The organism is Rhizobium sp. WYCCWR 11128 (genome assembly GCF_013416305.1).
Classification (GTDB): Bacteria; Pseudomonadota; Alphaproteobacteria; order Rhizobiales; family Rhizobiaceae; genus Rhizobium; species Rhizobium indicum.
In genome coordinates this window covers 184,059-205,689 of record NZ_JACCEZ010000010.1, presented here as the reverse complement: position 1 = coordinate 205,689, position 21,631 = coordinate 184,059, and the positions used below count along the sequence as shown (strand labels likewise).

The following is a 21,631-nucleotide window of genomic DNA, read 5'->3' as shown; positions in this document are numbered from 1 at the left end:
CCTATGGATAGAATTTCAGCTTTTCGGACAGGGGGATGCGGCCGGCCATATAGAGAACGCCGTGCAGAGCCGAATGGATGCCGTCTGTCTGCGTCATGTAGAAGAGCGGGGCGTTGTCCTGAACATTCGTCGCAAAGACCTCATCGCCGTTGACGGTCCCTGTCCACGTGCCGTTGCCATTGTCAACCAGGTCGCGGATCGTCCGCGAAGTGTAAAGCCCTGGCTGGTATTCGAACTGGATACGGCAGCCGAGCGGCACCTGCAACGGCAGCACGATGGTAGACCATGTGGTGACGCCATCCTGATTGCCGGGATGGCCAACGACGTTGCCGATCGGAAAGAGCTCTGGCGTGGGCGGCTTGCCGAGGGCGCGATCATCGGACCAATAGGGCACGATGTCGATCACCTTGGCATATCTCGTCGAAGCGTTGATAAGGTCATTGGCAGCTTTCAGCGTGCCGGCAACCGCGTCCCAGAGCGTTGCGACGGAGATATTTGCCAGCGCATGATAGTTCTGGTTTGACGGGTTTGAGGTCACGGTGGGCTGGATAGTCATGCCGACAACGTGGGTACCTGCGCCGTATCGGGTCTTGATGCGATCGACGAGGCCGAACTTGAAGTTGGCCCAGGTGCTCGCCGTGGCGTTATTGTCGTTTCGGCCCGACTGGTCGAGCACAAAGGTCCACGGATTCAGGCCGCCGTTATAGGTGTTCTTCACCACGTCGAGGAAGCTGTCCCATCGCTTCATGGCATTGGTCGTCAGCTCGTTTTGAGACTTCGCGCCAGGCAGGCCCATGAAGATGTGCGGCGTGCTGCCCCAGACATCATCGTCCTCGTCGAGGTAGCGGCCGAGCACGCCCATGTTGCGCCGAGCATCGGCCGAGGCCGCGAGCTCCTGCCGTTCGACCAGGCTGTCGGAAGGCACCATCGCCACCGGCCGGCCGTCCCATCCCTTGGCGAAGATCTGCGCCGGGCCGTAGGCGAGAGGCTGTGACGTCGACACGTTGCCCAAGCAGTTGTAGCGGGCGTCAGGATCACGATCCGCTGTGTTCGCGCCGTTGGCGGCGGCAAGCGCCTGAATCGACGCGAGATCGGTTGCCGCCCAATACTTTTCATTCCGGTGGCGCTGGCATCTGTACCCGCCGATATAGGTGTTGCCGACCGTGCCATGCCAAACCGTGCGGATGCCGTAGACCGACCATGCTGGAAGATCGGCGGGAAGTGTCACCTGCCCGAACTGAACGCCTGTGGCTGCCGTTACAGTGACGCCAGGATTACCGCCGAACAGGATTTGATATTCCGTGCCGTTCGGATGAACGAACCACGCCTCGTCGATGACAATGTCGCCGTTGGGATTGATCGTCTCCTGAGGTGCGTTACCGCCGTCCGTCAGGCCAAACCCCAAGAATGGCACAAGAAAATTGTTCGTCGGATAATCCGGCGAGCCGAAGAACAATTTGCTGCACTGGTAGTTCAGCCCGGCGGCGTAGGTTTGCACAAAGCCCTGCGACCAATGGATGCCAGTCGCCGCCGGCATGTAGCGGTTTGGATCAGGGACCCAGGGCGGCGGAGCAAGTGCCCCTCCCACAGCCACACCCGTAAGCGCTATGTTAAGGCCAATCATCATGCTCATCGGCGATTACTCCCAGCAGCCTTGAGAGGCGCCGAACTTATTGTGGCTGACAATCTGGTTTGCGAACGGACGATCCGTTTTCAGGACGGTGATCGACGTCTGCAGGCTCGGCGTCAGGCGAGAGAACCCGTCGCACACATTCTGCTTGCTGGTCGTCTGGCAGCCCGAGATCAGCGCACAAAGCGGCAGCATCAGAAGTGGAAACTTCATCATCGATCGTGTTCCTTTCGCGCAGAACCTGGACGGATTTCGTGAGAGCGGCTGTTGCGGCCATTTGCTTGCCTTCCGACTGCCCGAGCCAACGAGCCGGGTAGAAGGCGAGTACGGCGCCGAGGGCGATGGCGGCCGGCAGCTTTATGACGTCGGGGATTAGGGAGAGCATCACAGGCCCTCCAAGCAGAACTGGCGCTCCTTCTGCCGCCGGCGAGTCAGGCCGGGGAAGACGATGCCGGCGGCGCGGTTCCATTTCAACAGGGCTTCGCAGCCTTCCGCGGTCCTGCCCTGGTTGATGAGCCTGATCGCGCTGGAGCCGCACGCGGCTTTGATGCCTACGTTATACCCGAATGAAGTCAGCGCCACGAAGCGCGCATCCGGCAACGGAACCTTGACGCACCGCTCGATGCCGGCCGCATAGGTTTGGAGCTCGAGCGAGAGCAGCGCCTTGCACTGGGCGACCGTCTTATAATCGCCTGGCTTTACGCCGTTCGTGCTGCCGTAGCAGATCGTCCAAGGCTGGCCTCGCGTGGCCGGATCGGGATAGGCGTTCTGCCGGAGCCCTTCGAAGCTGCCAACGAGAGCAACGGCCATTGCGGCCGCGGCGCTGCCTTGTTTCAATCTATTTGCCATTGGAAAGCCTCTGGTCGATTACCCGAGCCGGGACGGAAAGAAGCAGGAGGACGATCGACAGCCACGGCGGGATATAGCCATCGAGATACGGGACGATGTACGGCGCGAGTTCAAAGGCTCCCGCGAAGTAGACGCACCAAAGCGACAGGGAGCGCGCGAGGACGCGCCGCCAGTTATGGACGAGCATGGGAGGCTCCAGATTCTGGGGTGGGTTAGGACCGCTTAGGCCCGATCTGAAATGCGTAGTGATGGTTCCGGCCGTCGTAGGGCTTGTTCACCCAGCCAAACCAAAGCTTGAGGTAGAAGCCACCGAACAGCGGTTGATCGCGCTTGAAGCAGAAGAAGCGCACGCCCTCGGCAGTCTCCATGACGTACCATTGATTTTTAGGGGTCTCGCTGATCACCTGGCGGACGATGCTGCTGCCGGCCGCCGGCATGCCCAGCAGTTCCGATTGCCAGCCATGGGCGGGGTTTCGACAGATCCAGCAAGTTCGTTGCCACCATAGACCCCAGCCAGTGAGATCGGGCTGATATCCCTTCACGCGCTGGGATATGCCGCCGTCCAGATTGGCGTCGAGCGTGGAAAACCATTGCAGGATGCCGGGGAGCCTGGGGCCGGTTAGGAGCGACAGCGCGGCCAGCAGCGGCGACAGGAGAAAGGCCAGGAGCACGAAGGCAAGATTGGCCGGGAAGTACGCGAGATAGCGCAGGATCGGCTTGATCATAGCTTTGCCGCCGCTTCGAAGAACGCGTCTTGCTGTTCTACGGTGAACCCCATGGCTGCGAAACCGGCCTTCATCATCGGGCTATCCATCACGAAGGTGCCGCTATATTCGAAGGCGTCTTGTGTTTCGCCATCCTGCTGCGCCACCCATGCCTTGACCTGATCCAGGAGGCCGGAGCGCCGGAGCATCAGGCGGAATTGTCGCGCCGACACTGAGGTCACAATGGGCGGGGCATTCCGAAACGCTACAACAGCAGGATCATCATCAGACAGAAACTCCTCCGCCCTGCCCTGCTGCAGTTGTTCGAACACGCTGTCGATTGCACCATCATCCGATCGAGAAACAAAAGCCATTACGCAATCCTCCCGCATGGAAAATAGAATCCATCGTTCCAAACCCAGATACTGCCGCCAGCACCTGCCACGTATCGAACCTGCCTGCTGGTGTTCGTCCAGACATCGCCTCCCCCGACCGCAAAGCCGCTTGCAACTTGCATAGTGCCCACGTTTCCGCCCGAGTCATTGCCACCAGCGACAAGAACCCCTTTGGCCGGGTCATGGACGAGAGCGGAGTTGGTCGTGGCGCTAGATGAGAACATAAGGCGGATTTTCGCCTCGACTTTCGCGCCATTGGGTACCGAAATCGCCAAGAGTGCCGAGGTCGTTGAGATGGCGACGTTTGTCGCTTCCCGTATGGGGGTAACCCATTGATAGAAGTCATGCGGATACATGACGAACTGGCGGATGAGCGAACTTCCGTCAGTCAGCACCACGCCGATGCATTTGACAATCGTATAGCCGGTGAGCAGCGTCGTGGTGACGCCGCCCGTCGTCGCCGAGGTCGAGAGAACCACGTCAAACGACAGGTCCGAGTCCTTGCGCAGCGCATAGGCGAAATAAGTGGCATTTGCGGCCACAGAGCCGGCATCGAGCCCACCATTGCCGCTTCCTACCGCCCACGTCCCGCTCACCCTCTTGGTGAATGACGCCGCGCTGGAGACGAAGCTTGAACCAGATCTGGCCGACCCCGCAGCGAAATCGATATGGGTGGTTGGGCTGCCTGTGTTGTTCGAAAGCGTGAGCCCGTCGACAAAGCTTCCGACGGCAGAACTGTCCGCCTTGGTCAGGATCTTCGTCATAAGCTTGTTCGAGAAGAACGCCGACCCGCTGCAGATAATGAACGCCGAATACCCGTTCGGAACAATGAGCGTGGCCGCCCCGTCGATAGTCTCCGCCCCGTTGGGATCGATCGTCACGTCTGCGCCGTCGGCGATGACGGTATAGTGCCAGTTCGCGCCGAGCGTGGCGGCGGCCGTGATGGTGACGATAGCGGCCGCCGTAAAGCGATGGACTGCATTATTGTCGGAAGCAAGGGCCGTGTAATCGCCTGACTTGACCGCGTAGACCATTGCCTGGTCAAAGGAGACGTCAACGCCGTTCTGCGTGAACCCGAGCAGGCCGCCACCCTTCAGATACATGCCGGTCTGCGGGTTGGAGGCAAAGCCCACGCCCGGCGCGGACACCGTTCCGCTTGCGGCCTTCAGCGGCGCTACCATCGGCGCCGAGCCGTCGCGCGGCAGCGAGTTTGTAATCTCGTTGCCAAGGTCGGTGGTCAGTGCGTTCCACGGCACCGGGTCGATAACCTGGCCGACGGAAGGTGTCGTGCCGGCGGGCTTGGAATAGACGCCGGTCGATGGGTTTCTGGGCATTCACCTTCTCCGAAAAAGAAGCGGCCCCGCGAATTGCGAGGCCTCGACGGGTGTAGTATTGGTTGCGCCATGATCCGACTTCTGCAAATCGGCTGTATCATCGCGACGACGGCATTGCTTTACGCCGTGGTGTCTGGCGTTGACTCGCTGCGATATGTCGTTGGTGACGATTTTGAAGGCGGCGTTATAGTCGGGGTCCTATTCGTGGTCGCCCTTTACTTGCTCATTTGCTGGATCGACCCGTCATCGCGTCCTCGCGGTACCGGCGTTCAGAAGCAGGGCTTTAACGACCGGATCGACTAGAGCGGGCGTCGTTCCAATCGCCTGACCTCTCATCAAACCTTCGACCAGCTTTTCACGCTGCTCGCCGATAAGAGCCCGCGCCAGGCTCTCGCGGGTGACGTTCCCTGTATTGCTCGACATCAGCGCCTTTACAATGTCGTCAGCCTTGTCGATAGCGGCCGATCGCGCTGCACCGAGAAAGCCGCCGGCCTTGAATGCTTCCTTGACACCGAAATTTCCACCGCCCCCACCCAACTCATTCTGAGCTGCAATGCGCGCCGCAGTTTCGCTGTTGCGTGTCACGGTGTTTGCCGTGTCGGCATAGATGCGCTCGTTCTCAAGCACCTTGAACAGCCGGTCGGCCTTCTCCGGTCCGAAGAGGGTGGAGAGGCGCGCGCGGTTCCAGTCACCCTCTCCCTTGATCAGCTTGTTCATGGCGACGATATCATTTGAGTTCGTCCCCACGATGCGGTCGATCTCGGCGCGCGCGCCCTGAGACAGCCGCAACGGTACCGCTGAAGGACCGATCTGCATTCCCTGAGGCTGAACACCCTGCTCGACCTCTGCAGCAAGCTCGGACGGCCGTGGCGCTGTGCGTCCACTGTCAAGGACTTGCTGACCGCGTGTCAGTGCTTCGTCTTGACGAGCCAGCTCGGAAAATCCTGCGTCAAGTTCCTTGATACGAGGAACGGCGCGGGTGAGGCCGTCGTCTAGCATCTGGCGGGCTTCAATCAGCGTGGCAATGGCCTTCGGATCAATTTCCGTCTTCAGAAGCCCATCGATTGCCTGACGCGTCTGAAACATGACACCCGGATCGGTGGAAAGGACGTTCGAGTTCGCAACGTTCAGCATGTCGCGAACCTGCCGCAACCGGGCCTGAGACGGTCCGCGAAGGCGGCTGATATCAGCTTCCATCGCGTCTGCTATCGGGGTCATGTCGTACGGGCGGGCTCCCCTGAAGACTTCGCGATAATGAGGGCCGAAGGATTCTTGATTGGCTTCAATCCCGGCTCTGACTTCCGAGGGAACGACGTTCGTTCCCACCGTCTCATCGATCGTTTGACCAATGCGAGCGTTCGCGCCGGCCTGGCGATCGGCGAGCGCGGTTTTAACCGTCGTCTGCCCCGGTCCTGGCGTTGCCGCAACCGCGCCGGCTTGCTTCTGGAGGTTCGGCCCAAGGTCCGCCGGGATGGCATTTGCTCCCGTCTCATCCAATCTTTGAGGCAGCGTTGCCGCGTCTAGACCGTCGTCGGTCACTGCGCGCCGGAAATAGCCGAACGCCTGCGGGTCCATGCCGGCTACTCGCGCTGCCGTGCGCGTGCGGAGAGCATCGACAAGCGACCTGGCGCCGGCCCCGATGACCTTTCCGGCCGCGGGACCACCCAAACCAAACAGGCCACCCCAATAGATGCCTTCCTTGATCTTCTCCGCGTCACCCCCAGAGCGAACGCCGGCGTCGACCCCGCCAATGGTCGCGCCGGTCAACCCAGAGATACCAGACCGCAGGAGCAGACTTCCCCCGCCCGCACCGAATGCTGCAGGAGCGGCCATGATCGCCGGAATAGTCCCCGCAACGGCTCCCGTTATCTGGGCACCCTTGTCGACGATCGGGTTCGCTGCTTTTTCCGCTCTGGTCGCTTCATTCATACGATCCATGACCTGGTCGTAGGTTTCGTCCGAGAATGCCGCGACCGTCGCCGCTGCGGCACGTTCGGTACCGTAGCGAATGGGCGGCCCAATGATCGGAATACCCTCGATGAGTCCGCCGACGCCTGTCCTGGCGACTGAAAGGGCGTCGTCGGCCGGCAGTCCATATCGATCAACCGCCGGCTGCCTCTGAGTAGGCGCAGCCTCGCGCTTAGCAGCGAGATCAGCATAGATGCGGGCTCGCAGTTCTTCGCCGGTCTGAGGTGGCGGCTCTGCCGCCGAGGGCTGCTGCGTCTGCTGGGTTTGGCTGAGACGCAGACGCGCGGCGGCAATCGCCATAGCTTTCTGCTGCTCGGGTGTCATTTCTGCCATAGCTTACGCTCCGCGGGCGTCATTGCGCCCCATACATCGGCCGGGACACCTTCTGGCGCTGGACCGACGTCAGCAGCCGGCGCCGGCGTTAGACTCGGCACTTCCGCGATATCGCCGAGCGTCGGCAGGATATCGGCCTCATTCATGCCGCGCCGGCCGATGATGCCGCGGTATTGTGTGATGTCGTTATCAAGCGCTCCGCGATAGGCCGTCATGCGGCTGCGCGCTTCGCCGAGGATCGCCTTTCTGGTTGCGGGTTCGAGCCGTGAACCGCCCGTGACGCTGTCATATGCACCTTTAAGCCAGTCCGGCCATGACGAGGTGTTCTGCACCAACGTCATTTCGCCTTCGCGGACGACTGAGTTCGGGTCCATGATCTTGCCCAAACCGTAGATCAGGTTCAGGTCAGATGCTTTCGAGTCCGTCTTCGCTGTGTCGATCATCGACGAGTAAGACGGAAGCGCCTGCTGATAGCTCTTGTAGGTCGGAAGGTTCTGGATTTCCTTGCGGAGGCTCGACACGTCTTCCGGCTTGAAGCCGGTGCCCTGATAGACAACCTTCTCCTGACCCGGGCTGAACAGCGTTTCCCCAGGCTGGACGACAACCGGCTTGTTCCTCTCGAAATCGGATTTCTGTCTTTCCAGATCAATCCTCGCCTTATCGGCCGCCGTCAGTGTGCCTCTATTTTCCTGCTCCTGCCGGAATTTCTCGCGCTCGAACTCTATCTTGGCCTGATCGGCCTGCGACATTTCCGACCGATAGACAGGCGTCAGGTTGCCGCTGCGCGGATCGGAGCGCAGGACGGTTCCATCAGGAAGGACTTGGAACCCGTATTCCGGCGGCTTCATCAGGGTTTGCAGTGATTGCGCGGCCATCGCCTTCACCTGCGGCGATGCGTTCGGGTTCGTGATCGCCTGCACCAGCGCCTGAACGCGCGGGTTCGCCATCGGGTTCTGTGCCTGCTGCGGAACGTTGTCGAGCGCCTGGGCGAGACGTGCCTGTCCTGACTGACCGCCGAGAGCTTGCGCCTGCTGAACCTGCTCTGGAGATGCGGGAGACCCGCCGCCAAGGATCGCTTGGAGAACGCCCTTGTTAGGATCGGCATTCATGAGCTGCTGGCTGTTCTGGAACTCTGGCGGGATCTCCTGCCCCACAGACGGCACGCTGGCGACGTTCGGCGTCGGGCCGACCGTGGACGACGGCAAAGGCGACAACGCAGCCTGCGGAGCGCCCTGTGGCGGCATGGGCTGCGCTGGATCGGATGCACGCATTTGGCCTGCTGCACCGGGCATGGGAATGCCGATCGACGGATCGAGGCTTGCGACCTCGCCGGGGGCGGACGCTTGCGGCATGGGAGTAGCAGCGTTCGGCGCGATCATTGGATCGACATAGCCAGGCGTCGGGGGCGGTGCTGGAGGATTGACCGGCGGTGGCTGGATCGGCGATGCGGTTGGCATGCCTGCGACAGGGTTCCCGCCGGGCGCTTGTGCCTGAGAATTGGCGAACGCCATTGCGCGCTTCGTCCACGCATCGCGGCTGTCATAGTTCGGAATGCCGGGACGGAGAAACTTGTCGGTGAAGACACGGCCAGCGGTCATCGCATCGGGAGCTTTACGCAGTTCATCGAGGACGGCGCCCTCTGGCGTGTTCATCAGTTCGTGCTTCAGGAATCCGTAATTCGCCTCATAGGAGGTCGGATCGAGTCCGTTCTGCTGCGACCATGCTTCGAACTGCTTGCGGCGCGGTCCTGTCCACTGCGCATAGCCAAAGCCACCGCGGGAACCGGGAATAAGAGGGTTCACCTCCTGCAATGTTCCAAACCCAGCCGATTCTTGGCCAAGCGGCCCGACGACGCCGACGGCCTGCTCTGGCGAAAGCTGGAAATCTTTGGAAAGGTCACCAACCAAGCGAGGTCCGATCGTCTCCCATTCCTTGCCCGTGGACGGAAGCGCGACATTGCCGCCGCTGTCGGTCTTGGGCATGGAAGAGCCGGTTGCACCGGGGTTGGACTTATTGCCACCGCCGAAGATCGACGACAGAAAGCCCTTGGGCTGCTCTGGAGGCGTGTAAGGCTGCCCGGTGATCGCTGCGATCACCTGAGCGTCGGCGGCTTTCTGCTGGTTCGCCTGGTTCTTGACGGCGAGACCGCCCATCAGGGCCTGCGCCATGCGCGCCGCACCTTCCCAGGGAGATTGAATAGGGCTCGTGTCGGTGCCCTGCTGAAGCATCGCTGCGGCAAGACGCTTGCGGGCGTCGGTGACGTCTGCCTGCGATTGACCGGTATCGCCGCCGAAGATGAAGCCCATCACAGAACCCCCGCGTAATTGACCATCTTGAACCCGCCAGGGCCTTCCATGACGGCGCTTGGAGCGGCCGCCTCGACCTCATCGGCCATGAAGCCGACTTGCGGGCCGCCACCCCAGACATACTCGTATTCGTAGACGGGCAGCCCTGCGGCGGTGGTGCCGATCCGGTGGACATCGCGCTTCAGACGCCGATCGGACATTGCCCAGCCGCCGAGGAGCGCTGAGCCGAGGCCGAACAAGCCGCCCATGGCGGCATTCGACTTCGCTACCTGCTGGTTATAGGCGCCCATCTGCTGATTGTAGTTTTCATTGATCAGCCCGGCCTGGTCGACGGTTGGGAGCTGCGTCGTCGGCGAATTGACGTAGTTGGGCTGATTGACCTGAGAGCCCGACATAAGCGCCGAAATCTCGTTCAGCGGCTGGTTTCGCTCGGTAAGGATCGAATTCTGGGCATTCGAATACATGTCGCCGAGATACTGGTCGGATGCAGCCTGCTTGCGCGTGGTGAAGTCCCGCAGCGCATTGTTATAGGCCTCGGAACCCATCGAGATGCCCTTGTCGGCAAGGCTTTGGTCAAGGCTCTTCTGATCGCGATCCCACTGGTTGTTGAACCCGCCCTGCCAATGGTCGTTGACGTATTTGTCCACATTGCCGGCACTCAAATCGACATTGGTGCCGAGCACGCCCGAAATCTTGCCCGTCTGGTCGTTGGCGAGTTTGGCAAGGCCAAGCTGCGTCTGCTGCGTCTGATCGTAGATCGCCTGGTTCTCGGGCGAATAGGTCTGATAGGCCGAATAGGTCGGTAGCTGGTAGGTCTTACCGTTCTGGTCGGTCATCGTCGTATTGCCGGTGACCTTATATTCCAGCGAGCCGTCGGGCGTGTACTGGTTCGTGTGGCTCAGCCCAGCGTTGGCAATAGCGGTGTCCACGTTCGTCGCTGTCTGCGCCGCCGCGGTCTGTGTCGGGTCGGGCGCTTTCGGCGCCTTAGGCGTGGAGACCATAGGGGAAGTCCTCTTTCAAGATTCCATAGAGCAGCGCGTCACAGTCGCCGAAGTAAGCCGTCTGCCGGCCTTCCAGGCGGGCGCCGAGTCTTTCGAGCGCCTGCTGAGCAGCGATGTTGTCGGCGCGCGTCCTGAATGTCGCCCGGCGGCATCCGAGCTGCTCGACGACATAGCGGAAGACAGCCCGCATCAAGGTTGCTGAAAGCCGATCGGCAGCAAGCGAGACCTCGACATCGTGGTCCGTCCAGACGTTGAAGACGTAGGCGGCGATGATCCGGCCGCCCTGGACTTGCGCCATGGCCGTGAACGGCGGATGGAAGCTCACCCCAATCTTGCCTCCGACCCATGCCGCGATATCTTCGCGAGGCTCGGAGACGATCAAATCGGGGAACCTTTTTCATAGAGAACCGACCCGCCGATAACTGCAGCTTCAGAGACCGAACCGGACGCGCCGGAAATCAACGCCCGGATCGTCGGCGCCAGCGCTGAGCCAGAGCCGCCTGCGGAGGCAAATTTCCTGACGATCGACAGACCGGGGAATTTCGAGACGCCCCAGATTGCGGAGCCCCACGTCGCCGCTGCATTGTTCTCGACTGTCGACAGAAGCGCCGTCGGTATCTTCGTCTGATAATCAAACGACATGCCGGCATACATCAGCGTGGAAACGCCGATCTGCGCCGTCACGCCGATCAGCTTCGAGAACTTGGATGCCATATCCTCGCCGTAGCGGTTCCACGCTCCCACCATGAGAGCATCGATCGCCGCCCCGTTGTCATTGGCCCCTACCTCAGCTTCGTAAACCGTCCCGTCGGCAGCGCCGAAAAACAGCCTGTCCTGCCAATTTCCCCAGCAGGAGGCCGCAAGCCCGACGAAGCGGCACCAGGCCCCGGTTTCGGTGTTCATCACGTACTGATATGGCCCGAGAGACGACGGCAGGTTGACGATGGCCATCTGCCGCGCCGGAAAGCTCGCCAGTTGCCATTCGTCCGATGTGGTGCCGGCCGTTGCCACTGTCTCGCGCCAGGTCGGGCCGATCTTCGCGGTGATGGCGCCAAGGCTGGTTGCTCCTCGATCGAGCTGCACGGCTTTCGTGATCGGCACGATACCGTCGGTGGTCATGATCGCCAGATCCGCACCGACTGAAAGGAAGCACCTTTCGGTTCCGAGCGGCCGGCCAAGCTTGAACGTCCCGATCAGGCCCCAATTGCTCACGCTGGAAGGATCGGACCCCTGATAGACGACCACCTCGCCTTCAGACGACATCAACACTAGGCACTGCTGCAGCCCGGTGGAAACCGGGATCGTCCAGACACCAATCGCGATAAGCGTGCCGCCATATTTCATGTTGCCGCCGACCGGCAGAACCGTCGCGGCGCCGCTGACGGCATCGGTGGCGAGATACCAGACATTGGTCGAATTCTTCTCGATGAACCAAAGCCTCGAGCGATAGGCGGTCACCGCAATCAGCAGCGATGGATCGGAGATGCCGGTGATCATCGTCGACGAAACATAAGGCGTGGCGACGGCGCCCGTTTCCAGCTGGGCATTCGTCACCGATCCTGCCACGGTAAGGGTCAGCGTGCCGGCGGCCGGGGTGAATGTCAGCGTGACACGGTTGCCGACGCCGGTTCCATTAAGCACGCCTGCGAAGGCGCCAGATAGCGTCACGGAGCCCGTCCCGAAGAAGCTCAGGGTGTATTGCACCGCCTTGACCGCTACGTTCTGCGTCGCGAGCGTTGTCGTGCCGACCAGGATGTTGTTCGTCCACGACGTGCCGTTGTAGAGCAGCGGCAAATCCAGGCCGTTGACCATCCGCAGGTATTCCTGCCCTGCCGGATTGGTGTACTGCTGAACCGACCAACGAGCGCTGGAGAGACCGGACACCACTGCTGCCCCAACCGCGCCGCCCGATGTCACATCGAATATTTTGGCCCCTGCAGCGGCAAACAGCCGGTTGCTCACCCCGACATACGGGATGATCGTCTGCACGTTGGCAGCTAGACCCGTTGCGAAGGCGACATTGCCATAGCGCGCGCGCACCCGGTTCGCCTCGGGAAAGAAGTTGTCGAGCTGGAACGCCGCGTCCTTCGGCATGTCAGCCATTTCGACATCGGTTCGCCAGCCGCCGATCGGCGCGATCCAGTCTTTGCTCGGCGAGACGCGGCCGGTGCGGCCATTCGGGGGAACGGGTTTTCTTGTCATAGCGTCGGAGCGAGGATGATGCCGGGCCAGAAATTGTCGGGAACTTCACCGCGGTTCGGCATCGACAGGCTCACCGGCTGCGCGGCGCGATCGGCACCGATAGCCGCTTCTTTCGCACGCTCGTAATTCTCGAGCTCCTCGCCGTAGTCCAGCCCCTTCGCGCGCTTCCAGCGCCAAATCAGCGAAAGCTCGAGGAGGTCTTCCGGGAAACGCGCCGTGTCGGTGTCGTTCGCCCAATTTTCGGCATAGGTTGGGCCACCCATGACCGCGATCCAATATTTCGAAACGTACTCGTAGCGAAGCGTCTCGCCGACATCGTTCGGGAAGAACGCCAGCTTGCCGCCCATCATGCGGTAAATCTGCGGGACCGGGTTGGAATTGAGGATGGTGTTCCGTTCCCATGACTGAGGCTCGACGGGGCCGTTAAGCTGCCAGAGCCGGGACGTGTTCCAGATCACCGAATTGGCGACGTAGCGCTGAAAATCCGCCGGCGGCTCGGTTGGCTCCGGAATTGCTCCGGTCGCTGTGAAATTCCGCGTCGTCATCAGTACCGACCAATCATGGTCCTTCAGCAGATCACGGCCGGCGCGATAGGACAGGATCTGCAACTGCCTTATCTGCGGGTCAGCCGACGACACGACGGCCGTCGGCGGGTCGAGGTCGATTTCCGCGCACACGTTCTGGATTATCGTCAAAATCGACATGCGCGGATCTCCGGCTTAGGCTGCTGCTGCGCGGCCGCGGCCACCTTGGCGTTCTTTTTCCATCGCCTCGAAGCGCGAGGCCATTTCCTTCATCTGCTCCTGCAGGCGGCCGACTTCGTCCTTGAGGCGCTCGTTCTCTGCGGCAAAGGCCGAAGCCGCCCGGGAGTCCTGCGCGGTCGCAAGATAGCCTTGCGCGGCAGCGACGAGCTCGTTCGCGCCCATGCCGATCTTCTGCTTGACGGTATCGGAGAGTGCCGCGAGCTGCTCGACGGTATAGATATTGATCGCTTCCAGCTCCTTGATCTGGCTGGGCTTCAGATAAGGCCACTGCGCCAGCGGCGTGCCGACAAGCTGCTCGCGGGCCTCGGCGCCTTCCTTGAAGCGCTTGTAGGCGTCGGAAAAGCGCTGTTTGTCGTTCTCCGTCACCTCCCGATAGACTTCGGTGTGTTTGTCGCCGGCGATGAAGATCCGGATGAATTCCTTGTCGGCGAAGATCGGGCGGCCCTCCTTCTCCGTCAGAAAGGTCTGTTCGACCGGCTCGAGGCTGAAGGAGGCATAAATTCCGGTGTTGCTGTCGGCCATGGTGCTGTCTCGCTGTTGATGGCGGGGAAAGGAAACGGGCGCCGAAGCGCCCGCCGTTGATCACTTGCTGGTGTCGGTCGACTTTGCGGGGGCTGCCTTCTTTGCGGCCGGCGGCTCGACCTTCTCGGCGATCATCAGAAGCAATTCCTCGATCACCGGGGAGATGTCGCGGCCGGCCTCGCGGTCGGCAGCGATTTTCTTGTGAAGTTCATTCATCAGGGACATTTCAGCCTCCTTAGTTCACCTTCGACAGGAACGGACGCATCAGCGTTGCCTCAAGCACGCCTGTCGCTGTGACCGTGATGGCGGTGCCATTGGCCGTTGCGTTGGCGGACATGGTGATGCTCTGGATCGTGCCCGAGGGGGTGTAGGTGATCCCGCTGATGGTGGTGGCACCCGGAATGCCGGTACCCGAGATGGCGGCGCCGATGAACGGGCCTCCTGCGGGGCTGACGTTTCCGAGTGCGGTCAGCTGGTTGGAGCCGTTGACCGTGGTTGCCGTGAAGGTCTGGTTGGCTGCCGCGAAATTCACATTCGCGATTGCCTTGGTTGTTGCCGTTGCGGATGCGGGAGCATTGGCGAGGCCAGCCGTCGCTGTGGTTTCCGCGACGACAAGCGCCGCCGTTGCCGTGGTCACCAGAGCCGGAGCCTGGCCATTGCGCTGCAGCCAGACGTAATAGGTGCCGGCCGCAAGGCTGATTGCTTGTGCCGGTCCACCGGACTGCGTCGGTGCCTGGCTTGCCCCGGCGAAGACGCCGCAACGATTGCCGACGACGGCGGCTGCCGTGGTTAGCAGCGAGGCGACATAATCCCGGGTCCACTGGAACCACTGGCCGGGCTGAAGGGTCGTCTGCGAGGCCAGCACCAGCTGGCAATAGACCCATTCGGATTCACGATCCCCGCCGGCGACAGCGCCGAGGGAGAAGTTCGGGCCCGGAATACCGGAGCCGGCAACGATCGGGCCTTCGACGACGAACGGGTTCGCGCCAAGACGATCGGTCTGGGAAATTGCGATGGTCATTGGAGTTGATCCTTTCGTTCGATCAGGCGAACAACACGCCCTGCAGGAAGGCGTTGTTCATGGTGAGGTTGCCGGCGAAGCCCATGAGCTGCACGAAGGCATCCTGGTTGGTGTTCATGCGCTCGTCGCCGATCGGAGCCATGTCGCGGTCGCGGTGCGGGCGATAGAACAGGTACTTGGTGTTCAGGAAGAACATCTGGTTGAGTGGCGCACCGCCGCCGAAGCCGCCATCGAAGATCACGTCGGCGCCCATGTATTGCAGCGACTGGAAGCCGGCCATGCCCTTGTCCGCCGAGGTGATGCGCTGGATTGCCTGCAGCGATTCCCAGTAGAGGCGGAAGAAGTTGTTGTCGGCGACGACCAGATCCGGCGCGTCGGAGCCGCGAACGCAGGACATGTAGAGCCGGTTCATATAGCTCTGGATGTTGGCGTTCGAGGCGGCGGCACCGCCATCGGCCGAGGCCGAGAATTTCTGGTTGCGCCAGAAACCCCAGGTGGCGCGCGAAATGCCGCCGACGGTGCCAGACGTCGGCGAGGTCGAGATCAACAGCTGCAACCCGCCGATCTGACGCCCGCCATCGGCCGTGCCATCGGAATAGCAATCAAGCGCGATGTTGTTCTTCAGCGTTGTTTCGGCGTTCTCGATGCGCTGCTCAAGCAGATCGAGGATCGCATCCTCGCCGGAATTCTGCAGCTGTTCGAGGCCGGACATGGAGACGGCGACCGCGGCCTGCTTGAGGTCGTATTCGGCGGCCGTAATCACATCGGACGGTTGCACATTCAAAATGTCGTATCCGGAATATCTGCGAAAGGTCGAATTTTCGGCATATTGCAGTTCCTGAACGATGGTGCGGCCGCCGGAGATGGGCTTCTTGCGGCCGCGGCTGTTCAGACGCGTGAGAAGTCCGTTGTTCTTCGTCACGTCGTCGGCGACCGTGCCGCTGCGGTTGCGCAGCGTCGTGGTCACGATTTCAGAGAGGTTGGGGGAAACGGGCATGGATCACTTTCCTTTTGGATCAAACGCGACCGTTCGCGGCGTGCAATGCACTGCGGAGGGAATCGCGGATTGAGGTTGGTTGGCCGGCGCCAGCGCCCTGGGTTGGTCCAGGCGCGGAAGAGCCGGAAATCGATCGCGAGGCGCGGCGGGCCTGATCTGCCGCTGCTGCCTTTTGGGACGTCTGGTCTGGAACTGTGTTCGGCGGCGCAGCCTGGCTGATCAGCTGCTGACGAATATCGGGGCGCATCCAGCAGGCCGCGTCGTAAGCATCCTTGAGCGACGATGCGCGCCCTGCGCTGATAAGGGCGACCATGTCGTCGAGAACTGCTTCGGCGTGCACGTTTGCTGGGTCGGAAATGAAGGCATTGACCTGAGTTTCAGTGTCTCGTTTCCGAAGTACCTGTTCAACCGTGGCCTCGACGTTGACGGGCTGAGGCGTTGGCTGTTGCTGAGCCTGTTGCGGCCGGCGCTGCAGGATCTGGTCCTGCTGGCCGGCGACAAGGGCTTGAAGATTGACGCCGGCCATCCTGGCGACGTGAATGACGGTGTTGACCGGGTCGCGAATGAGCGACTGTTCCCAGTCGATCGCCTTCCTCATGACATCGGCATGTGTCGTGCCGGCCTGCCTGACGATAGGCGTGAATTCCTCAAGCCCCTTGTAGTCCTGCAGAACACGGAAACCGTTGTCGACCTCCTGTTCTCTTTTCGAGATGGCAGCCTGCACCTCGGGCGGAAGGGCTCCGAATTGCGCCTTTGCCTCTGGCGCCCAGCCAGGCGGGACGCGATGCGTACTCGCGGCCTGCTGCTCTGCCGCCTGGGCTGGTGCCTGGGTAGCTTGCTGGGCTGCTGGAGCAGCGCCGCCGGCTGCGGCCGTCTGGTCCGTCTTTGGTGCAGTCGCCGCTGCCTGTGGGGCCGCCGTGTTCTTGTCGGCTTCCTTGGGAGCGAAGCGGCCGTGTTCGTCGCGCTGTCGATCCGTGCTGCTGGACGCCGAAACATTACCGTCAGCACTGTCGATCGCAGCTTTGAGGCTGTCGCGGATGCTCAACGGCTTGTCGTTGGACGTGCCGAGGTCTTCGCTGCCGTTGCCGGCCTCGTTAATCAGGTCTTCCATTTCGGATGTTTCCTATTTCGGGGATTGATGCCCGTTCAGGCGTTGTACTCGGCGTGAACTCGCCGCAGTTCGTTCCGGATCGCCTTTCGATCCGCCTTCGGTGTCTCGATCGGCTGAGGCTTTTCATTGCCGATCTCGACCACGCCGGCCGCGCGGTAGGCGGAGCGCAGCTTAGCTTTCGACGTGTAATGCTGGCCGTCATGCATCGACCGGATATCGATGCTGTCGCTGACGAAATGCGGCGCCGGCAGATCCGACTGCGCAAGGTTCTTCACCGGCATGCAGTTGTGCGGCCATTTGTCGAGCGGGTGCCAGCCGCCGCAAACACGGCAGAATCGTTCTCTCATGCTTCCCTCATTCACTGATAGGCTGGCGGCTGTTGCTGGAACTGCTGCAGGGCCTGGGCGGCCATGTCGCTGCGTGCCTGCTCCACCGTGGTCTGGTGCTCGATTTGCGCTTGGGCAACGCTGAGCTGGGCCTTCTTTTCCTCGGCGCCGGCCTTCACCTGTGCCGTCTTCAGATTGATCATCTGCTCGGGCGTGGGCTCCGGCGGAGGCTTGGGAGCGGTCGCCGACTGCGAAAGCTGCGCCCCTACCTGCTCCAGTGTGTTTTCGAGCTGACGCCCTGCCCTGAAGCCGCGAGCGGCAAACAGCAACGTCTCGACCATCACAGGCACAAGCATTGGCGTCTGCTGTGCGATTGCGCCCGCCTGCTGCATGAAACCGCCGACCATCTGGACGAATTCCATCCGGCGCTGCTTTTCGGCGTCTTCGTCCGGCTCGATCGTCGAATCCGTCTCGATGTCGATCCTGAAGCCGCGCACGCTGTCATTGCGGAGCAGCTGCACGACTTCATCAATCGTCGGTTGCTCCATCATCTTCTGCATTTCAGGCGGCAACTGAGGAGGCTGCGGCGACGGTGCGGGCTGCCCCATCTGCTGGGCGCGCATCGCTGCCTGCTGCTGCGCAATCTGCTGCTGTTGCATCTGCATCTGGACCTGCTGCTTCTGCGCCGCGGTCGGAAGCTGAATACCGCTGACAAGCATCAGCGTTTCCGGCTGGAACTGGTCGCAGATGATCTCGCCGGCGAGGTTGACGATATCGCGTGCAAACCGTGCCAGTTCGGCCTGGCGGTCGCGGATGCGGATCGAACCCCACTGGCTCTTGATCCGCTGCGCCGTCGCCGTCTCCGACGCCTGGGTATCGCCGCGGACGATGTCCGATATACCGGTGATCTGATAGACGTCCTCGACAAGCTGCTTGCGCACCTCGATGCAGGCAACGATGACCTTTTGAACCTGGTCGATCGGCAGGGTCACGATAGCGTTCGATCCGCCCTTGTCAGTGAAGGCGGCCCATTCCGGAATCGGAACCATGACCGTATCGTTCTCCGGTCGCATCGCCTTTTCGATCGCCGGCGATACCGAACCGTCACCCGAGGGATAGAATATCTTCAGCCGAAGCTGATCCGTCAGCTTGTTGATACGCTTGGTGAGCATATCGATTTCGTCGCACTGGCCCTGGTAGTAGACATAGTCAGGCACTGGGATCAGCGAGGTAGTCGATAGCGTTCCGAACGCCGGCCGCGGGCACGGAAAGAAACGCGTCAACTTCAGCGGCGGCTCCGAGACCTCCAGAGCCACAGGCGATCCCTCGGCAATCCAGACTGTATAATTCTCGCTCTTGCACCAGATTTCCCAGACGTAGGTTTTGCCCTCGTTCTGAGCGCGTTCGGTCTGGTTGGTTCCGTGATTGGAGCCGGCGCCGTTCGCTGCCAGGCTTGCCCGCCCCTCGGGAAAGCGCTTGTCGAATTCCTCGTCGGTCATGGGAACGCGACGCGCCACCCACGTTACATCCTTCCAGCGGCGAGCCGGCGAATGCAGGAAGTCGGACCAGTGAACGTAGTCCATGCAGACCCGTTCATCGGTGATCTGCTCAGGTGTCGGGCCGCCGTTGTCCCCCTCCATGTCCAAAGCCGGAGCATTCGAAGGTTCAACACCTATGTCGAGCGGCTCGAAATCTGCCTCATACCGCAGCCAGACCGTGCCGCGGGCGCAGAGCAGGAAGTCGTCGCGCACCGCCCGCATCAGCGAATCCAGATCCGCGTCGTCGGCGGTGAAGGCTAGATTGCGCTCGACCAGCTCCGACGCCATGCGCGCCACCGGCTGCGAATCCTTGAAGCGACGCTCGACGACTGGCTGCGGGACACGGGCATAGACGGCCGGCTGCAGAACCGAGATGTTCGCCCACAGCATCGGGAACCGGCGCTTTGCGCTCTGCTGGTCGGCCTGCTGAAGGTAGATCTTCTCAATCTTGGTGCAGCGATCGATCCAAGATTTGAAGTATCGCTGTCCGCGCTCAAGCTCCTGCTGCCAGTGCGCGCCAACCTTTGCCAGGTCGTGCTTCTCACCGCCCGGCAATGTCGTGGCTTCGTCGTCCATCAAACGTGCTCGCTTTGGGTCGGTGTGGAGTTGACGAAATCGTTGAATGTCATGGTCTGGAACGTCCGCAGCGGCTTTGGTTCAGGCTTGAGCGGTTCGGCCGCCAATCCGGTGAAGATGATCGCCAGGCCGCCGAAAGCGTCGGCGCCGTGGGATGCCCAGTTGTGCAGGGGTACGTCGCGGAAAACGCTCAGATCCTCGTCCCATTCTTTTCGGTAGTTCCTGAGGCACTTGATGCCCTGAGTGCATCCGGCCTGGTCGAACTCGATCTTGGCCAGGATGCGCCGCGTGCCGTTGATCCGGTCGTGAACATAGGCGCGCTCGATCTTCCGGACCGTGCCCAGGTTCCTCGCCTTGACCTCTGCCAGCATCACCTCGATGCGGGTCAGGCCGCCGCGCGTCCATTCCCTCACGCGGATGTCGTGCGGCATGTTGTGCACGCCGTAGACATAGCCGTACTCGTTCGCCCGCCGCTCCAGCTCGTCGAGCATGCCATCCATGCCGGTGCCGGTGTGTTCGAAGTAGCCGATCATCCTGACGCGGCTCGGGAGCACCTGGAAGAGCCAGACGCTGTTCGTGTCGTCCATGCCGATGTCGGATATCGTGTGGACTGGATAACCCGCCACATGCGGATAGATGCCTATGCGCTCCTCAGCGTCGGCCACCGCCATCTGATCCGAATAGTATGCACCTTCAACGCTGGCCTCGAACGCTTCCGCCGGCGACGACGGATATTCACGCTTCATGTCCCCGAGCTGCGTTTCAGCCTTCTTGACGTACCAGGCCTTTTGCCCGTCCGTCAGTTCGATGCCTTGGTCAGCCAGGGTGCGGAAGTACTTGGCGAACGCTTCAGTGATGATGACGCCATCGGGCGCGATCGAGTACTGCGGCTCCTTCCACCACGGGAAGAAATGGAATTTGAAGTCGAGCTCCGTCAGCTTCGACGACTGGCGCTGCTTGACCTGGGCGTCTTCGCAGAGCGTGTAGAAGTGCCCCTCTTGCCCTTCGGCAGTGCTCTCGACGAAAACAAGCTGGCCGGCCTGTACGGTGTTCAGCGCGCCCGTCCTGACTTCCCTCGCCTTGTCCGGGTACTTGGCGCAGAGCTTCCCATACTCCGAGATATGCAGGTATTGCAGCGTGCCCGATCGGAGAGACGTGCCGACGCGGATGCTTGAGTTATTCCCCAGGAGCAATTCCGTCTGATTATCCCTGACAATCGGCACCGCTTCCCGGATACCCTCGGGCAGGTTGTCGTAAGGATATTTCACCTTGTCCCGAAAGATGGTCTGCGCATCACCGAGCGTGTGGGCGATGGTGCCGGCGCGAATGTCCCGATTGAACACGCAAGCGTCGAGCATGAATATCTGAATGAACGTCGTCAGGCCGAGCTGGCGCGCCTTCAGCAGCACGTTCAGGTAATGCATTTGCTCGAAGAACGTCATCTGAGCCCAGTTCATTTCGAACCGGACCCTTTTGCCTTCCTTGTCCGTGATCCAGTAGAGATTGTTCAGACGCCAGCGCCAGTCCGAGAACTGATCAACTGCCGCTTGGAAGTCCGCGGGTCTTGCCATTGATAGCTTCCAGCAGCTGCGACACCTCGCCGGTCACGCCGTGTTCCAGCTCGACCTTGGCGCCATACTTTTTCGGCTTCAGCTTCTCGGCAATCCACTGCCGCGTCGAAATGCGGAGCTGCGAGCGTCGGAGCGCCTCGCCGTTCTCCTGCCAGCCGGTCGTTTGTCCGTCGGCATTCTTCTTTTCCATCCAGTCGTTCGTGCCGTCGTCGGCAATCTCGACCATCTCGTCGACGAAGCCGTCGGCCTGGATCTCGCGCGCCTGCGCATACTTGGTCCGAAAAGCAGACTTCTCGTCTTCTGCCAGCCAAGCGAGGACGGTCGATTTCGCCGGCATGGCTTCATCGCGGCAAATCGACCTGAGGCTTTCACCGTCAGCGATACGTGCGCAGATGCTATCAGCCAGGGACGGTGTGAACTTCGTGGGTCTGCCTGTCATAGTCATGCCTTCTGATCGGCGGATAGCGGTTCTTTCGTGAGCCT

General features: G+C 61.4%; 22 protein-coding genes. All 22 read right to left on the bottom strand.

Features of this window, described 5'->3' with window-relative positions; genetic code table 11:
- Nucleotide 1 precedes the first annotated feature (1 nt).
- A complete protein-coding gene (locus HX898_RS26330) occupies nucleotides 2-1,627 on the bottom strand; it encodes a hypothetical protein (RefSeq protein WP_180196240.1) in 1,626 nt (541 codons plus the stop codon).
- Nucleotides 1,628-1,639: 12 nt separating this feature from the next.
- Nucleotides 1,640-1,846: a hypothetical protein gene (locus HX898_RS26325; RefSeq protein WP_180196220.1), complete on the bottom strand. Its 207-nt coding sequence runs from the start codon at nucleotides 1,844-1,846 to the stop codon at nucleotides 1,640-1,642.
- 168 nt (nucleotides 1,847-2,014) lie between these two features.
- A complete protein-coding gene (locus HX898_RS26320) occupies nucleotides 2,015-2,479 on the bottom strand; it encodes a lysozyme (protein WP_180196219.1) in 465 nt (154 codons plus the stop codon).
- The gene (locus HX898_RS26315) at nucleotides 2,469-2,666 is read right to left on the bottom strand and encodes a hypothetical protein (protein WP_130657160.1); all 198 of its coding nucleotides are present in this window, start codon (nucleotides 2,664-2,666) and stop codon (nucleotides 2,469-2,471) included. Before HX898_RS26315 ends, HX898_RS26320 begins: the two co-directional genes overlap by 11 nt.
- Nucleotides 2,667-2,691: 25 nt before the next feature.
- Nucleotides 2,692-3,204, bottom strand: coding sequence for a hypothetical protein (locus tag HX898_RS26310; protein WP_180196218.1), 513 nt, complete (start codon nucleotides 3,202-3,204; stop codon nucleotides 2,692-2,694).
- Nucleotides 3,201-3,557 (bottom strand): hypothetical protein, encoded by a 357-nt coding sequence (locus tag HX898_RS26305; RefSeq protein ID WP_180196217.1) that lies wholly within the window; start codon nucleotides 3,555-3,557, stop codon nucleotides 3,201-3,203. Before HX898_RS26305 ends, HX898_RS26310 begins: the two co-directional genes overlap by 4 nt.
- Nucleotides 3,557-4,912: a hypothetical protein gene (locus HX898_RS26300; protein WP_180196216.1), complete on the bottom strand. Its 1,356-nt coding sequence runs from the start codon at nucleotides 4,910-4,912 to the stop codon at nucleotides 3,557-3,559. The genes HX898_RS26305 and HX898_RS26300 overlap by 1 nt, the downstream gene beginning before the upstream one ends.
- A 243-nt stretch (nucleotides 4,913-5,155) precedes the next feature.
- Nucleotides 5,156-7,213 carry a hypothetical protein gene (locus HX898_RS26295; RefSeq protein WP_180196215.1) on the bottom strand — a complete coding sequence of 686 codons (2,058 nt, stop codon included), beginning with the start codon at nucleotides 7,211-7,213 and terminating at the stop codon, nucleotides 5,156-5,158.
- Complete coding sequence (locus HX898_RS26290) at nucleotides 7,201-9,519, bottom strand: phage tail tip lysozyme (protein WP_180196214.1); 2,319 nt, start codon at nucleotides 9,517-9,519, stop codon at nucleotides 7,201-7,203. The genes HX898_RS26295 and HX898_RS26290 overlap by 13 nt, the downstream gene beginning before the upstream one ends.
- Nucleotides 9,519-10,520 (bottom strand): tail fiber domain-containing protein, encoded by a 1,002-nt coding sequence (locus tag HX898_RS26285; RefSeq protein WP_180196213.1) that lies wholly within the window; start codon nucleotides 10,518-10,520, stop codon nucleotides 9,519-9,521. The genes HX898_RS26290 and HX898_RS26285 overlap by 1 nt, the downstream gene beginning before the upstream one ends.
- Nucleotides 10,504-10,902 carry a GNAT family protein gene (locus tag HX898_RS26280; protein ID WP_180196212.1) on the bottom strand — a complete coding sequence of 133 codons (399 nt, stop codon included), beginning with the start codon at nucleotides 10,900-10,902 and terminating at the stop codon, nucleotides 10,504-10,506. Before HX898_RS26280 ends, HX898_RS26285 begins: the two co-directional genes overlap by 17 nt.
- The gene (locus HX898_RS26275; protein ID WP_180196211.1) at nucleotides 10,899-12,722 is read right to left on the bottom strand and encodes a hypothetical protein; all 1,824 of its coding nucleotides are present in this window, start codon (nucleotides 12,720-12,722) and stop codon (nucleotides 10,899-10,901) included. The genes HX898_RS26280 and HX898_RS26275 overlap by 4 nt, the downstream gene beginning before the upstream one ends.
- On the bottom strand, nucleotides 12,719-13,426 hold the full coding sequence (locus HX898_RS26270) for a hypothetical protein (protein WP_180196210.1): 708 nt from the start codon (nucleotides 13,424-13,426) through the stop codon (nucleotides 12,719-12,721). Before HX898_RS26270 ends, HX898_RS26275 begins: the two co-directional genes overlap by 4 nt.
- Before the next feature lie 15 nt (nucleotides 13,427-13,441).
- The gene (locus tag HX898_RS26265; protein WP_180196209.1) at nucleotides 13,442-14,008 is read right to left on the bottom strand and encodes a hypothetical protein; all 567 of its coding nucleotides are present in this window, start codon (nucleotides 14,006-14,008) and stop codon (nucleotides 13,442-13,444) included.
- A gap of 60 nt (nucleotides 14,009-14,068) precedes the next feature.
- Nucleotides 14,069-14,233 (bottom strand): hypothetical protein, encoded by a 165-nt coding sequence (locus tag HX898_RS26260; RefSeq protein ID WP_165448289.1) that lies wholly within the window; start codon nucleotides 14,231-14,233, stop codon nucleotides 14,069-14,071.
- 10 nt (nucleotides 14,234-14,243) lie between these two features.
- Complete coding sequence (locus HX898_RS26255; protein WP_180196208.1) at nucleotides 14,244-15,029, bottom strand: hypothetical protein; 786 nt, start codon at nucleotides 15,027-15,029, stop codon at nucleotides 14,244-14,246.
- Nucleotides 15,030-15,051: 22 nt separating this feature from the next.
- Complete coding sequence (locus HX898_RS26250) at nucleotides 15,052-16,026, bottom strand: phage major capsid protein (RefSeq protein ID WP_180196207.1); 975 nt, start codon at nucleotides 16,024-16,026, stop codon at nucleotides 15,052-15,054.
- A 19-nt stretch (nucleotides 16,027-16,045) separates the two neighbouring features.
- Entirely contained in the window at nucleotides 16,046-17,137 is a 1,092-nt protein-coding gene (locus tag HX898_RS26245) for a hypothetical protein (RefSeq protein ID WP_180196206.1), read from the bottom strand.
- 35 nt (nucleotides 17,138-17,172) lie between these two features.
- Nucleotides 17,173-17,484: a hypothetical protein gene (locus HX898_RS26240; RefSeq protein ID WP_180196205.1), complete on the bottom strand. Its 312-nt coding sequence runs from the start codon at nucleotides 17,482-17,484 to the stop codon at nucleotides 17,173-17,175.
- Nucleotides 17,485-17,495: 11 nt separating this feature from the next.
- On the bottom strand, nucleotides 17,496-19,577 hold the full coding sequence (locus tag HX898_RS26235) for a hypothetical protein (protein WP_180196204.1): 2,082 nt from the start codon (nucleotides 19,575-19,577) through the stop codon (nucleotides 17,496-17,498).
- Nucleotides 19,577-21,148: a terminase gene (locus tag HX898_RS26230; RefSeq protein ID WP_180196203.1), complete on the bottom strand. Its 1,572-nt coding sequence runs from the start codon at nucleotides 21,146-21,148 to the stop codon at nucleotides 19,577-19,579. The genes HX898_RS26235 and HX898_RS26230 overlap by 1 nt, the downstream gene beginning before the upstream one ends.
- Nucleotides 21,114-21,587, bottom strand: coding sequence for a terminase small subunit protein (locus tag HX898_RS26225; protein WP_180196202.1), 474 nt, complete (start codon nucleotides 21,585-21,587; stop codon nucleotides 21,114-21,116). Before HX898_RS26225 ends, HX898_RS26230 begins: the two co-directional genes overlap by 35 nt.
- Nucleotides 21,588-21,631 lie beyond the last annotated feature (44 nt).